The sequence below is a fragment of the Janthinobacterium sp. GMG2 genome, assembly GCF_033949445.1.
GTDB classification, from domain to species: Bacteria; Pseudomonadota; Gammaproteobacteria; order Burkholderiales; family Burkholderiaceae_D; genus Janthinobacterium; species Janthinobacterium aestuarii.
The window spans coordinates 223,693-236,689 of record NZ_JAXAWA010000003.1; the positions used below are offsets into that span (position 1 = coordinate 223,693).

Genomic DNA, 12,997 nt, shown 5'->3' on the forward strand with positions numbered 1-12,997 from the left:
CGAAGGACGGGCATGAGAGCGCCGGCAAGCAAGCCAACCATCCTGGTGGTCGACGACACGCCAGACAATATCGACCTGTTGCGCGCGGTGCTGGAAGACGACTACCGCACCAAGATCGCCGTCAATGGCGAGCGCGCCCTGAAGATCGCCGCCGGCAGCGACCAGCCCGACCTGATCCTGCTCGACATCATGATGCCGGGCATGAGCGGCTACGACGTGTGCCGCGCGCTGAAGGCCGATCCCGCCACGGCCGGCATCCCCGTGATTTTCGTCACGGCCATGAGCGAAGTGGCGGACGAGCAGCTGGGCCTGGCCCTGGGCGCCGTCGACTACATCACCAAGCCGATCTCGGCGCCCATCGTGCTGGCGCGCATCAGGACGCAGCTGGCGATGAAGCAGATGCAGGATTTCTTGCGCGACCAGAACCAGTACCTGGAAACGGAAGTGGAGCGCCGCGTGCAGGAAGTGGCGGCGCTGCAGGATGTCACCATCCACGCCATGGCTTCGCTGGCCGAGACGCGCGACAGCGAGACGGGCAACCATATCCGCCGCACCTCGCACTACCTGAAGGCGCTGGCCGAGAAGGTGCGCGGCTTGCCGCGTTTCCGCGATTTTTTGACGGACAAGAATATTGAACTGCTGTTCAAGACGGCGCCGCTGCACGACATCGGCAAGGTGGGCATCCCCGACCATATCCTGCTCAAGCCCGGACGTTTCGAGCCGCACGAAATGGCCATCATGAAGACGCACACCACCCTGGGACGCGACGCCATCCTGGCGGCCGAGCACGAGCTGGGCATCGAAGTCGATTTCCTCAAGTACGCGAAAGAGATCGCCTACAGCCACCACGAGAAATGGGATGGCAGCGGCTACCCGCAAGGGCTGGCTGGCGAAGACATCCCGATTTCGGCGCGCCTGATGGCGCTGGCCGACGTGTACGACGCCCTGATCAGCCGGCGCATCTACAAGCAGGGCATGGACCATGCGCAGGCCGTGCGTATCATCGTCGAGGGACGCGGCTCGCATTTCGACGCCGAGATCGTCGACGCCTTTTTGCAGATCCAGGACCAGTTCATCGCCATCTCCCACCGCTATGCCGACGGCGTATGCGAGATCGCCGACAAGCAGCGGCAGATCGCGCCCTACACCGGCAACATCAGCTGACGGTCTTGAAGAAGCGCAGCATCTCGCGGCTGGCGTCCGGCCCTTTTCCATCCGTATAGCTGCCGCTGTCGCTGCCGCCGGACCACGCATGGCCGGCGCCGTGGATGACCCAGTGCTCGCCCAGCGGCGAACCGTCGGCCTGGCTGTGCGTGGTGCGCGTGTAGCGGCGGCCATTTGGCACGCTGCCGTCGATGGAAGCGGCTTTGGCCGCCTTGCCGCCCGCCTGGCTGCGCACGCCCTGGGCGATCAGTTCATCGCCATTGCGCGGGTTGACGGTGGTGTCGCGGTCGCCGTGAAAAACGATGATGGGCACGCCGCCGGCCGGCGCCTTGCGCTGGGCATTGGGCATGGCGCCGCCCTTCATGGCGGCCAGCGCCGACGGCAAGTCCTGCGCCGAGGCGAAAGGCAAGCCCGAATGCACGCCGACGGCGGCAAACAAATCCGGGTACAAGGTGCCGACGATGACGGCCATGGCGCCGCCCGCCGACAGGCCGGCAACGAACACTTCACGTTCATTGACCGGGTATTCGTCGATCACTTGCTGCGCGATGCCGGCGATCAGCGACGGTTCGCCCTGGTCGCGCTGCTGGTCGATGGCGTTGAACCAGTTCCAGCAGCGCGAACTGTTGGCGCCCTGCGTCTGTGCCGGGTAGACGACAAAGCACTCCTTTTCTTCGGCCAGCGCATTCATCTGCGTGCCGGCCGCGAAGTCGTCGGGATTTTGCGTGCAGCCGTGCAGCATCACGATCAGCGGCATGGCCTGGCCGTGATAGCTGCTGGGGATATACAGTTTGTACGAGCGCGTGCCCGCATGGTTGCGGTACACGCCGTCGATGAACTGCGCGCCAGCGGGGATCTCCGCTGGCGTGACGGCCGGCGCGTTGAAACCGGGCGGGTGGAAATTCGGCAGTTCGAAGCTGGGCATGTCGAAGCTGTGCTGGCCCAGGCCGGCCGGCACGCCCAGGCGCGACATGAAATCCTGCGCGAAGTCCTGCGCCGCCTGTGCGGGCGTGGGGGGCACCGATGCCGCTTCCGGCTGCTCGGCCCGGGCCTGCGCTGGGGAGGGCGCAGGTGGCGGCGCAGGTGGCGGATTAATGTCGCGCATCGGCTGCGGTGGCGGCGTTTGCGTGGCGGCAGCCTGCGGCGCCAGGCCGGCGGCGGACAGCGCCTGCTGGATCGCTTCGGTGGCGGCGGCGGGACCGCTGCCCATCAGGTTGCGGGTTGCGGCGCGCATCTGCGCCAGCATGTTGAGAGGTAGTTTCATGACCATCCTTAACGGTGCAGCGCATCGGCCGGGTCATCGCCGCGAACCAATACGCTAGTGAATTCGCCCTGCGAGCGCCGTCTTGACGACGGTGCTGGCGTGCAGGGCACCTAATACGAAAATCGACTCGATGGTGGCCAGTGCCAGTTCCACGGAGACGTCGCTGGCGATGCTGGCCAGTCCCAGCACCTGTATCTGCAGGCGCTGGCCGGCTGCCTGGATCGCCTCCAGGTCGGCGCGCGAGTAATGCTGCATGCCCAATACCAGGCTTTTACGGGCGACGGTTTGTTTCACCACGTCGGCGTGCGTACCCAGCTGGTTGCGTATGGCCGTACGGATCAGATCCGTGCGGTTGGAATAAAATCCCTCCTGGACCAGCAGATCGATCTGCCCCAGGTCGATCAAGCCGAGGTTGATCGTGATTTTTTCGGATTCCCCAATTTTGGGCTTGCTGTCTTGCTTGGCCATATCTCTCCATAAACTCCACGTGGCATCCATTTGCCATCTGTATGGATGGTAGTATAGTTGTGTAATATCTCAAGTCAAGCAGGATCTGGCCTGATCGTGTTGTAGGACGGGCACCCGCAGAGTGAGAATGCAGCGCAAAATAAATTTCCCGAAGATGCGTTTTTGATCATTTTTACTCTGGAAAATATATCCACAGAAATATTGCATGCCGACGCCGCCGACTCGCCGGCGCCGTTTCGCGGCATAATGAAGCCTCCACGTTTACCGATGCCGCTTCATGATGGTCGCTACCCCACCTCCGCCAGCCGTTCCGCTTCCCTTGCCGTCGCCGGTACCGTCGCCCTGCGTCAGCCTGTGCAAGATGAACCGCAACAGCGGCTTGTGCGAAGGCTGTTTGCGCACGCTCGACGAGATCATCGCCTGGAGCAAGGCCGACGACGACTTCAAGCGCGCCGTGTGGGCCGAATTGCCAGGACGCGAATCCCTGCTCGATTTCGAGCCCGACTACTGAGGAAGCCATGCCGCGATCGCCAGCGCTGTTCCCCGATGCCATGCAGGTGTTCGAACGCGGCTGGCTGTCGTCGAACAACATCCTGTTCCTGGGCCGGGACGACACGGCCCTGATCGACAGCGGCTATGTCACGCATGCGCCGCAAACCCTGGCCCTGCTGCGCCATAGCCTTGCTGGCCGTCCGCTTGACCGCCTGTTCAACACCCACCTGCACTCTGACCATTGCGGCGGCAACGCGCTGCTGCAAGAGGAATACGGCTGCCATACGGCCATTCCCGTGTCGGAAGCGGACAAGGTGCGCGCCTGGGATGTCGACGCCCTGAGTTTCCAGGCAACGGGCCAGCAATGTCCGCGCTTCGGCTTTGACGCCACCGTCTCGCCCGGCGACACGTTGACCTTGGCCGACATGCACTGGCAAGCGCTGGGCGCGCCGGGCCATGATCCGCACTCGCTGATTTTTTACTGCGCCGACGAGGGCATTCTGATCTCCGCCGACGCGCTGTGGGAAAACGGCTTTGGCGTGATCTTTCCCGAACTCGATGGCGGCTCCGGCTTTCTGGAAGCGCGCGCCACCCTGGATCTGATCGCCGGCCTGGACGTGCGCGTGGTGATCCCCGGCCACGGGCGGCCGTTTCAGGATGCGGCCGGCGCCCTGCAGCGCGCCTATTCGCGCCTCGATTACCTGGCGTCCGACCCCGTGCGCAATGCGCAGAACGCCGTGAAAGTGCTGCTGAAATTCCTGCTGCTGGAACGCCAGCGCATCGCCCTCGCCGAGATACCGGCCCTGCTGCGCGGCATGCCCGTCTTCGAAGAGGCCAACCGGCGCTTCCTGCGCCAGGAGGCGGCCGCGCTGGCCGAGTGGGCTGTTTCCCAGTTGATGCGGGCCACGGCGGCGCGCGTCGAGGGTGAGTACTTGCTTAACGAGGGTTGAGGAGTAGGCGTGATAAATTCAGCACGATCGTACTTTTTCTGAACTATAATCAAGCTCAGTGTGTTTCTCATCCCGATCAACTTTCCAGCGAGTCCGCCATGGCATTGCCTGTTGCGTTGCAAAACCTCTCCTTACCCGTTATCGCGTCGCCGATGTTCATCGCCAGCGGCCCGGCCCTCGTCGCGGCGCAGTGCAAGGCCGGCATCGTCGGTTCCTTCCCGGCCCTGAACGCGCGTCCCGCTGAATTGCTCGACACGTGGCTCACGGAGCTGCAGGCTGAACTGGCCGCCTTCCAGGCCGCCAACCCCGATAAAAAAGTGGGGCCGATCGCCGTCAACCAGATCGTGCACCAGTCGAACGACCGCCTCGCGCATGACGTGGAAGTGTGCGTGAAACACCAGATCCCCATCATCATTTCCTCGCTGCGCGCTCCGCCCAAGGAAATGCTCGACGCCATCCACAGCTATGGCGGCATCGTGCTGCATGACGTGATCTCGATCCGCCACGCGAAAAAGGCGCTGGAAGCCGGTGTCGATGGCTTGATCCTGGTGGCCAGCGGCGCCGGCGGCCACGCGGGCACCCTGTCGCCGTTCGCGCTGGTGGGCGAAGTGCGCAAATTCTTCGACGGTCCGCTGGCCCTGTCCGGCTCCATCGCCACGGGCGACGCCGTACTGGCCGCGCAAGCGATGGGCGCCGACTTTGCCTACATCGGCTCGCGCTGGCTGGCAACCAAGGAATCGAACGTCAGCGACGGCTACCGCGACGCCATCGTCGATTCCAGCGCGGCCGACATCGTCTACACGAACCTGTTTACTGGCGTGCACGGCAATTACCTGAAAAAATCGATCGAAGCGGCCGGACTCGATCCGGAAGCCTTGCCCGAAGCGGACAAGAGCGCGATGAATTTCGGCTCGGGCAGCGCCAAGGCCTGGCGCGACATCTGGGGCGCGGGCCAGGGCGTGGGCTTGATGGATGACGTGCCGAGCGTGGAAGAGATGGTGGCGCGCCTGAAAGCCGAATACGATGCGGCGCGCGCGCGGTTGAAGCTGTAACGCTGGTGGTAGTTGTCGGATTACGGCCTTTGGCCTAATCCGACCTACGCCACCGGGCACTGGTAGGTCGGATTAGCGCGCAGCGCGTAATCCGACAACACCACAATTACTCCTGCTTCAGATCCTCAGGCTTGATGGCCCACAGCCCCGGCAGGTTGCGCCAGTAGCCATACGCATCCATGCCGAAGCCGACGACGAAGCGGTTCGGGATCACCAGGCCGACGATGTCGGCTTGTACGGGCTTCTTCTTGCCGATGGCCTTGTCGGCGAACACGGCCAGGATCACTTCCGAAGCACCCATGTCCAGCAAGCGCTGCTTGACGTGCGCCAGGGTTTCGCCCTCGTCGAGAATATCGTCGAGCACGATGACGGTGCGGCCCGCCACGTTCGAGCGAGGGATGACTTTCCACACCACTTCGCCGCCTTTGTCGTCGTCGCCGTAGCGGCTCACGTGGATGTAGTCGAATTCGAGCGGAAAGCTCAGTTGCGGCAGCAGGTTGCCCGTAAATACGACGGCGCCGCCCATCACGCCCAGCACCAGCGGGAACTCTTTCGAGTCCTCGGCGTTGAAGCGCGTGTTGAGCACATCGGCCATGCGCGTGATCGACGCCTGCACGGCGTCTTGGTCGAACAGCAGTTCCGCGTTCTTGATCAGGTCACGGGCACGATTGTGATGAAATTCTTGCATGGACTCTTGCATGGCGATGAATGGGGCTGATGATGAATGCGGGTATTATCCCGCAAACGCCATCCGTGCGCTACGCCTAGCTGTAATCGCGCACGTCGTCGATTATTTTCCCATCCTTCGCCAGGCTGCCCACGGCCACCAGCACCACGTCGCCGCGCAGCTTGGTCAGTTCGCGGATCGAGCCGATGATGGCCTCGGTGCCGCTGGCGTCATGGGGATTGTCGACTTCGCAATGCAACGCCATCTCGTCGTTGGCCATGCGTCCCGATACCACCAGCCGCGCCTTCTTGATTTGCGGGTGGCGGCGCGCGATTTCATGCACTTGCGACGGATGCACGAACATGGCGCGCACCTTGGTGGTTTGATCGGCGCGCCCCATCCAACCCTTGATGCGCGTATTCGTGCGTCCGCACGGCGACTCCGGCGTATCGACCAGCACGGCCGACAGATCGCCCGTGGCAAAGCGGATCAGCGGGTAGTCGGCATTGAAGACGGTGACGACGACTTCGCCCACTTCACCCGGCGCCACGGGAATGCCGCTGCCCGGATGGACGATTTCCAGCAGTATGTTTTCATCAACGACCATGCCCGGATTGAGTTTGCCATTGCTGGCCGTCTCATAGGCGATGCTGCCGATATCGGCCGAGGCATAGGTCTGGAATACGTGCGGCACGCCGTTCGCGGCAAACCAGTTGCGCAGGGATTCGGGCAAGGCTTCGGCGCCCATCACGGCCTTGGTGACGCTGCTGATGTCGGCGCCCATTTCGCGCGCCTTCTCGATGATCAGTTTCAGGAACGACGGCGTGCCGATATACGTATCCGGTTTCAGGTCGACCATCGCCTGCACCTGCATTTCCGTCTGGCCGATGCCGGCCGGGATGACGGTGCAGCCGATGCGCGCGGCGCCGCCTTCGACCATGAAGGCGGCCGGCGTGAAGTGATACGAAAAGCAGTTCTGCAACAAGCCGCCGGCGCGCACGCCGGCCGCATACATGGGCCGCGCAAAGCGCCACCAGTCGGGGCCGCGGCCTTCCGGATCGAAGATGGGACCGGGCGAGACGAAGACGCGCGACAGGGCGTTCTTCGGCGTCGTGTTCAAGCCGCCGAACGGCAGCGCGCCGTGCTGCAATTGCTTGAGATCGGACTTGCGCGTGACGGGCAGCTGCGCCAGCGCGGCGCGGCTGGTGATGTCGGCCGCGTTGACGCCATCGAGGATGCGGGCCCAGCCCGGCGCCTGTTGCGCGCGCGCGATCAACTGCGGCAGGCCGGCCATCAATTCGCGTTCGCGCGCTTCGGGGGCGCGTGCTTCCAGACTGTCGAGCGTATCGGTCATGTTGCGGATTCTCCAATGTCACGTTGCATTTTTTTCGTCAGCCCCGCAAAAATCAGGCTGTATGAGCGGTGCAGCAGGGCGGCCATTTCGTCGTCGTCGAGGGCGTCGGGGCTGGCGACGAGCACCCATTTGGCCCGCGCCAGATAGGGTGCCGGGCGAAAACCGGGACGGTCCGTCAATTCCAGGAAGCGCTCCGCATCGACCTTGAAGCTCATGCCGCGCGTGCTGTGCGCTTCCGCGCCGCATAGCGCGAACAGCTTGCCACCGACAGAAAACGCCAGCACGTTGCTCCATTTGATGTCTTCTGTCGCGCCGGGAAAGCCGCGGCACACTTGCTTCGCCCGTTCCAGGTCCATGACGGCAGCTCCGATATCAGGCCAGCCAGCGCTTGCGGCGGCGGTAGAACTTCATGTCGCGGAAGCTCTTGCGCCCGGCGCTGGACACGCCCAGGTAAAACTCTTTGACGTCTTCGTTGCTGGCCAGGTCCTGCGCTTGCCCTTCCATCACGACTCTGCCGTTTTCCAGGATGTAGCCGAAGTCGGCGTAGCGCAGCGCCACGTTGGTGTTCTGTTCGGCCAGCAGGAAAGAGACGTTTTCCTTGTGGTTCAAATCCTTGACGATGCCGAAGATCTCTTCGACGATCTGCGGTGCGATGCCCATCGAGGGCTCGTCCAATAAAATCATCGACGGCTTGGCCATCAGCGCGCGGCCGATGGCGCACATCTGCTGCTCGCCACCCGAGGTGTAGCCGGCCTGGCTGCTGCGCCGCGTTTTCAGGCGCGGGAAGTAGTGGTAGACCTTGTCCAGCGCGTCTTTCAGTTCGCCGCGCGACAGGCTGCGCGTGTAGGCGCCGGTCAAGAGGTTTTCCTCGATGGTCAGGTGGCCGAAACAGTGGCGCCCTTCCATCACTTGCGACAGGCCCCGCTTGACCAGTTCATTCGGCGTCAATTGGTCCACGCGCTCGCCCTTGAACTGGACTTCGCCCTTGGTGACGTCGCCCCGTTCGCCGCGCAGCAGGGTCGAGATGGTTTTCAGGGTGGTCGACTTGCCGGCGCCGTTGGCGCCCAGCAGCGCCACGATCTTGCCCTGCGGGACTTGCAGTGACACGCCCTTCAGGACCAGGATCACGTGGTCGTAGATGACTTCGATGTTGTTGACCGACAGGTAGGGCGGCGCGGTGTCCGGTGTTTGCGTGGCAGTGGGTGTCATGGCTGCTTCGTTTTCATGTGATGTTGGTGCTTGTCGGATTACGCTACGCTAATCCGACCTACGTGGATGCGGCGTAGGTCGGATTAGGCCGCAGGCCGTAATCCGACACCACCCCGAAAGCCGCTTACTTCATGCACGCCGGCGTGATCTTTTTCTCTTCGGCGTACTTGCCCGACGATTCCTCGACCAGCTTGCGCACCAGGGCCTTGTCGCCGACGATCCATTTCGGCGTGATGGCGGTCCACTTCTTGCCATCCCACTGCTGCACTTTCACGGCGCCCGAACCTTCATGGTCGTCGCAGCTGGTTTTCACGGTGGGGAACATGCCCAGCGCGCCCACGGCCTTCTGGCGCGCATCGTCGACGTTCAGGTTTTCCAGGCCCCAGCGCATCTGCTCGCCCGTGATCGGTTTGCCCTTGCCGAATTTTTCCTGCGCCACGCGGATCGCTTCCACCCACAGGATGCCGGCCGTCACGCCGCGCATGTGGTAGACGGAGCCGATGCGCGACTGGTCGGACAGGTTGCCCTTGCCGGACGCGTAGAGTTTCTTGCGGATGTCGTCGAGCACGGGGTAGTTGCCCGGGGTATTGAACGTCATCGCCGTGTAGCCCTTGGCCGCGTCGCCCGATGGAATCGTGTCTTCCTCGGAGCCGGCCCACCAGACGCCCAGCATTTTGTCGCGCGGGAAGCCGTTGCGCTGCGCCGTCTTGATGGCAACGGAATTCATCACGCCCCAGCCCCACAGGATCACGTGGTCCGGCTTGGCCTGGCGGATTTGCAGCCATTGCGATTGCTGTTCGCTGCCTGGCGGCGCGACGGGAATTTTCACGAGCTCGAAGCCGTACTGTTTCGACAGCGCTTCGAGCACGGGCAGCGGCTCCTTGCCGAAGGCAGAATCGTGGTACAGGTGGACGATCTTCTTGCCTTTCAGCTTGTCCATGCCGCCATCCTTGTCGCCCAGGTACTTGATCATGGCGGCGGCCTGGCTCCAGTAGCTGGAGATCAGCGGATACACATACGGGAAGACCTTGCCGTTGGCGGCGTCCGAGCGGCCGTAGCCGATCATCGTCATGGGAATCTTGTCCTGTGCCACGCGGTCGAGGATGCCGTAGGCGACGCCCGTGGACAGGGTTTCGACAAGGGTGGCGCCGCCCTGCTTGGTTTTCAGGCGTTCATAGCATTCGACGCCGCGCGACGGGTTGTATTCGGTTTCGCATTCTTCCCAGCTAATTTTCACGCCATTGACGCCGCCGGCCTGGTTGACCAGGTTGAAGTAATCGATGATGCCGCCGTAGAAACCGGAGCCGCCGGCCGCGTAAGGACCCACGCGATAGGACGGCAGGGCGATGTACTGTTCCTTGTCCTGCGCTTGCGCGCTGCCGGCCATGGTGAGTGCGGCACTGGCGATGGCGGCGGCCAGCATGAGCGATTTGATGTGTTTCATTGTGTGTCTCCTCTTGTTTTATTTGGTATTCAAGTGAACCGACATCGACTGCAAAAACTTAATGGGGGAAGGGCCAGAGTCTCAGCTTTTCCTTCGCGATCTGCCACAGCCTGGCCAGGCCGTGCGGCTCGACGATCAGGAAGAAAATGATCAGCGCGCCGAACACCATCAGTTCCAGGTTCGAAGCCACGCTGGTCGGCAATGCCAGGCCATGCGCGATGGTGTTCAGGAAGACGGGCAGCAGTACGATGAAGGCCGCGCCGAGGAAGGAGCCGAGAATCGAACCGACGCCGCCGATGATGATCATGAACAGGATGCGGAAGGACAGGTCCAGGTTGTACGCTTCCGGCTCCACCGTGCCCAGGTAGGCATACGCATACAGGGCGCCGGCCACGCCGCAGTAGAAGGAGCTGACGGCAAACGCCAGCAGCTTGGTGCGCATCAGTCTGAAACCGATCACTTCGGCTGCCATGTCCATGTCCCGCACGGCCATCCACGAGCGGCCCACGTTCGAGCGGATCATGTTCTTGGCCAGCAGCGCCATGCCGGCGACAATCGCCAGTACCAGCAGGTATTTGCTTTGCGGCGTGTCGAACTGGTAGCCGAGGATGGTCATCTTCTGCACCGTGATCACGCCCGAGGAGCTGTAGTTGGTCAGATACGGGATCTTGGTCAGGCACCAGACGACAAAGAACTGCGTCGCCAGGGTGGAGGCGGCCAGGTAAAAGCCGCGAATGCGCAAGGACGGCAGGCCGAAGGCGATGCCCACCATGGCTGCGCACAGACCGCCGAGGATGAAGGACACGAGCAGCGGCAAGCCAGGCAGGCGGGCCATGAAGTTATACGAGGCAAAGGCGCCCACGGCCATGAAGGCGGCCGTGCCCAGCGACAGCTGGCCCGCGTAACCGGTCAGGATGTTCAGGCCCAGCGCCGCCAGGGTAAAGATCAGGAAGGGGATCAGGATCGCCGACAGCATGTAGGGCGAGGCGAAATACGGCAGGAGGAAGACGGCGACGAGCAGCGTGGCCGTCAGCGCCAGGCGGTCTTGCCTGATCGGGAAAATCTGGTTGTCAGCCTGGTAGCTGGTCTTGAATTGTCCTGCTTCACGGTAAATCATGGGATGGTCCTTTGCTCGCTGTTTTGGCTGTTGTCGGGTTACGCGCCATGCGCTAACCCGACCTACGGTGCTGTGACGGTGGCGTTATATTCGTCGGATGATCTTCTCGCCGAACAGGCCTTCCGGGCGCACCAGCAGGAACAGCAGGGCCAGCACATACGGGAACCAGCCTTCGATGCCGCCGCCCACCATGGGACCGAGGTAGACTTCGGCCAGCTTTTCCGACGCGCCGATGATCAGGCCACCGACGATGGCGCCCGGCACCGACGTAAAGCCGCCGAGGATCAGCACCGGCAGCGCTTTCAGGGCGATGAAGGTGAGGGCGAACTGCACCCCATTGCGCGCGCCCCACAGCAAGCCGGCCACCATCGCCACCAGGCCCGCCACGCCCCACACGACGGCCCAGATGCGCTGCAGCGGAATGCCGACCGCCAGCGCCGCCTGGTGGTCGTCGGCGACGGCGCGCAAGGCGCGGCCCACCTTGGTTTTCGAGAACAGCAAGGCCAGGCAGATCACCAGCAGCGCGCAGATGCCGGCCGCCACCACGTCGAACTGCGAGATGATGATGTTGAAATGGTCCATCAGGAAGGGCATCGGCACGTCTTCGATGGGCAGGTCCAGCTTGTGCACCTGCGAGCCCCACATCAGCTGCGCCAGGCCTTCGATGAAGAAGGTCAGGCCGATGGTGGCCATGAACAGCGTGATTTCAGGCTGGTTGACGAGGGGTCGCAGCACGACTTTTTCAATCGCCATGCCCAGCACGATCATCGTTACCATCGTCAGCGGGATGGCCAGCCACAGCGACAGGCCGAACTTGTCCATGATGCCGACGCAGGTGAGGGCGGCGAAAAACACCATCGCGCCCTGCGCAAAATTGAATACGCCCGACGCCTTGTAGATCAGGACGAAGCCGATCGCCACCAGCGCGTACATGACGCCCGACAGCAGGCCGCCGATCAGCACTTCAAAGAAAAAATTGATATTCATTGCTATTCCTCGTCTAGTGCGCCACGCCGAGATAGGCGTTGATGACATCCTGGTTGCTGCGCACCTCGTCGGGCGTGCCGTCGCCGATCTTCTTGCCGTAATCGAGCACCACCACGCGGTCGGAGATATCCATCACCACGCCCATGTCGTGCTCGATCAGCACGATGGTCGTGCCCAGCTGGTCGTTGACGTCGAGGATGAAGCGGCACATGTCCTGCTTTTCTTCCACGTTCATGCCGGCCATCGGTTCATCGAGCAGTAAAATTTCCGGTTCGGCCACCAGCGCGCGGCCCAGTTCCACGCGCTTTTGCAGGCCGTAGGGCAGGCGCCCCACGGGCGTCTTGCGGATGGCCTGGATTTCCAGGAAGTCGATGATCTCTTCGGCCTTCTTGCGGTGCTCGATTTCCTCGCGCCGCGCCGGGCCCCAGTACAGGGCTTGCAGCAGGAAATTCGACTTCATCTTGAGGTTACGCCCCGTCATGATGTTGTCGAGCACCGTCATGCCCTTGAACAGGGCGATGTTCTGGAAGGTGCGCGCGATGCCGGACTTGGCGGCCGCATAGCAGTCCATGCCGCGCCGGTGCTCGCCCCGGTAGATGATTTCGCCCTGCTGCGGGCGGTACACACCGTTGATCACGTTCAGCATCGAGCTTTTGCCGGCGCCGTTCGGGCCGATGATGGCGCGGATTTCATGCTGCTTCACGTCGAACGAGATGTCGGTCAGCGCTTTCACGCCGCCGAACGACAGCGAGATGTTCTTCAGGTCGAGGATCACGGGGCCCGCCTTGCGGGCCGTGCCGAAATGGGCGTCGGGTTCGTTCATTTGCAT

At 62.9% G+C, this 12,997-nt stretch carries 14 protein-coding genes; 4 read left to right on the forward strand and 10 right to left on the reverse strand.

Annotated elements, in window-relative coordinates; translation table 11 throughout:
• The first annotated feature begins 12 nt into the window (after positions 1-12).
• Positions 13-1,164, forward strand: coding sequence for a two-component system response regulator (locus SKZ59_RS13060; RefSeq protein ID WP_219328567.1), 1,152 nt, complete (start codon positions 13-15; stop codon positions 1,162-1,164).
• On the opposite strand, the gene SKZ59_RS13065 is transcribed toward SKZ59_RS13060, so the two are convergent.
• Together SKZ59_RS13065 and SKZ59_RS13070 are read right to left on the reverse strand one after the other, a co-directional pair.
• A complete protein-coding gene (locus tag SKZ59_RS13065; protein WP_319992026.1) occupies positions 1,157-2,428 on the reverse strand; it encodes a PHB depolymerase family esterase in 1,272 nt (423 codons plus the stop codon). The genes SKZ59_RS13060 and SKZ59_RS13065 overlap by 8 nt on opposite strands.
• A 54-nt stretch (positions 2,429-2,482) precedes the next feature.
• Positions 2,483-2,896: a CopG family transcriptional regulator gene (locus SKZ59_RS13070; RefSeq protein WP_034752801.1), complete on the reverse strand. Its 414-nt coding sequence runs from the start codon at positions 2,894-2,896 to the stop codon at positions 2,483-2,485.
• Between the two features lie 277 nt (positions 2,897-3,173).
• Between SKZ59_RS13070 and SKZ59_RS13075 the strand changes: the two genes are divergently transcribed.
• The 3 genes from SKZ59_RS13075 to SKZ59_RS13085 all read left to right on the forward strand — a co-directional run bounded on the left by SKZ59_RS13075 (position 3,174) and on the right by SKZ59_RS13085 (position 5,390).
• Positions 3,174-3,407 carry a DUF1289 domain-containing protein gene (locus tag SKZ59_RS13075; RefSeq protein ID WP_070304433.1) on the forward strand — a complete coding sequence of 78 codons (234 nt, stop codon included), beginning with the start codon at positions 3,174-3,176 and terminating at the stop codon, positions 3,405-3,407.
• A gap of 7 nt (positions 3,408-3,414) precedes the next feature.
• Entirely contained in the window at positions 3,415-4,338 is a 924-nt protein-coding gene (locus SKZ59_RS13080; RefSeq protein ID WP_319992027.1) for an MBL fold metallo-hydrolase, read from the forward strand.
• Between the two features lie 98 nt (positions 4,339-4,436).
• Positions 4,437-5,390: an NAD(P)H-dependent flavin oxidoreductase gene (locus tag SKZ59_RS13085; RefSeq protein WP_034752807.1), complete on the forward strand. Its 954-nt coding sequence runs from the start codon at positions 4,437-4,439 to the stop codon at positions 5,388-5,390.
• A gap of 106 nt (positions 5,391-5,496) precedes the next feature.
• Here SKZ59_RS13085 and SKZ59_RS13090 read toward each other — a convergent pair whose 3' ends face one another.
• The 8 genes from SKZ59_RS13090 to SKZ59_RS13125 form a co-directional block, all read right to left on the reverse strand.
• Positions 5,497-6,078, reverse strand: coding sequence for a hypoxanthine-guanine phosphoribosyltransferase (locus SKZ59_RS13090; RefSeq protein ID WP_099377742.1), 582 nt, complete (start codon positions 6,076-6,078; stop codon positions 5,497-5,499).
• 76 nt (positions 6,079-6,154) lie between these two features.
• Entirely contained in the window at positions 6,155-7,411 is a 1,257-nt protein-coding gene (locus tag SKZ59_RS13095; RefSeq protein ID WP_319992028.1) for a phenylacetate--CoA ligase family protein, read from the reverse strand.
• On the reverse strand, positions 7,408-7,767 hold the full coding sequence (locus tag SKZ59_RS13100; RefSeq protein WP_319992029.1) for an MmcQ/YjbR family DNA-binding protein: 360 nt from the start codon (positions 7,765-7,767) through the stop codon (positions 7,408-7,410). Before SKZ59_RS13100 ends, SKZ59_RS13095 begins: the two co-directional genes overlap by 4 nt.
• Positions 7,768-7,783: 16 nt before the next feature.
• Positions 7,784-8,620, reverse strand: coding sequence for an ABC transporter ATP-binding protein (locus SKZ59_RS13105; RefSeq protein ID WP_070304436.1), 837 nt, complete (start codon positions 8,618-8,620; stop codon positions 7,784-7,786).
• A 124-nt stretch (positions 8,621-8,744) separates the two neighbouring features.
• Positions 8,745-10,064 (reverse strand): ABC transporter substrate-binding protein, encoded by a 1,320-nt coding sequence (locus SKZ59_RS13110; RefSeq protein WP_034752814.1) that lies wholly within the window; start codon positions 10,062-10,064, stop codon positions 8,745-8,747.
• A 58-nt stretch (positions 10,065-10,122) separates the two neighbouring features.
• Complete coding sequence (locus SKZ59_RS13115; protein ID WP_319992030.1) at positions 10,123-11,181, reverse strand: branched-chain amino acid ABC transporter permease; 1,059 nt, start codon at positions 11,179-11,181, stop codon at positions 10,123-10,125.
• 84 nt (positions 11,182-11,265) lie between these two features.
• Entirely contained in the window at positions 11,266-12,162 is an 897-nt protein-coding gene (locus tag SKZ59_RS13120; RefSeq protein WP_175444594.1) for a branched-chain amino acid ABC transporter permease, read from the reverse strand.
• Between the two features lie 19 nt (positions 12,163-12,181).
• Complete coding sequence (locus tag SKZ59_RS13125) at positions 12,182-12,997, reverse strand: ABC transporter ATP-binding protein (protein WP_034753577.1); 816 nt, start codon at positions 12,995-12,997, stop codon at positions 12,182-12,184.

Excerpts from the sequence above, each read along its gene's own strand:
- SKZ59_RS13060 (WP_219328567.1), top strand. The coding sequence starts at position 13 with ATGAGAGCGCCGGCAAGCAAGCCAACCATCCTGGTGGTCGACGACACG.
- SKZ59_RS13065 (WP_319992026.1), bottom strand. The coding sequence starts at position 2,428 with ATGAAACTACCTCTCAACATGCTGGCGCAGATGCGCGCCGCAACCCGC.
- SKZ59_RS13070 (WP_034752801.1), bottom strand. The coding sequence starts at position 2,896 with ATGGCCAAGCAAGACAGCAAGCCCAAAATTGGGGAATCCGAAAAAATC.
- SKZ59_RS13075 (WP_070304433.1), top strand. The coding sequence starts at position 3,174 with ATGATGGTCGCTACCCCACCTCCGCCAGCCGTTCCGCTTCCCTTGCCG.
- SKZ59_RS13080 (WP_319992027.1), top strand. The coding sequence starts at position 3,415 with ATGCCGCGATCGCCAGCGCTGTTCCCCGATGCCATGCAGGTGTTCGAA.
- SKZ59_RS13085 (WP_034752807.1), top strand. The coding sequence starts at position 4,437 with ATGGCATTGCCTGTTGCGTTGCAAAACCTCTCCTTACCCGTTATCGCG.
- SKZ59_RS13090 (WP_099377742.1), bottom strand. The coding sequence starts at position 6,078 with ATGCAAGAATTTCATCACAATCGTGCCCGTGACCTGATCAAGAACGCG.
- SKZ59_RS13095 (WP_319992028.1), bottom strand. The coding sequence starts at position 7,411 with ATGACCGATACGCTCGACAGTCTGGAAGCACGCGCCCCCGAAGCGCGC.
- SKZ59_RS13100 (WP_319992029.1), bottom strand. The coding sequence starts at position 7,767 with ATGGACCTGGAACGGGCGAAGCAAGTGTGCCGCGGCTTTCCCGGCGCG.
- SKZ59_RS13105 (WP_070304436.1), bottom strand. The coding sequence starts at position 8,620 with ATGACACCCACTGCCACGCAAACACCGGACACCGCGCCGCCCTACCTG.
- SKZ59_RS13110 (WP_034752814.1), bottom strand. The coding sequence starts at position 10,064 with ATGAAACACATCAAATCGCTCATGCTGGCCGCCGCCATCGCCAGTGCC.
- SKZ59_RS13115 (WP_319992030.1), bottom strand. The coding sequence starts at position 11,181 with ATGATTTACCGTGAAGCAGGACAATTCAAGACCAGCTACCAGGCTGAC.
- SKZ59_RS13125 (WP_034753577.1), bottom strand. The coding sequence starts at position 12,997 with ATGCAAATGAACGAACCCGACGCCCATTTCGGCACGGCCCGCAAGGCG.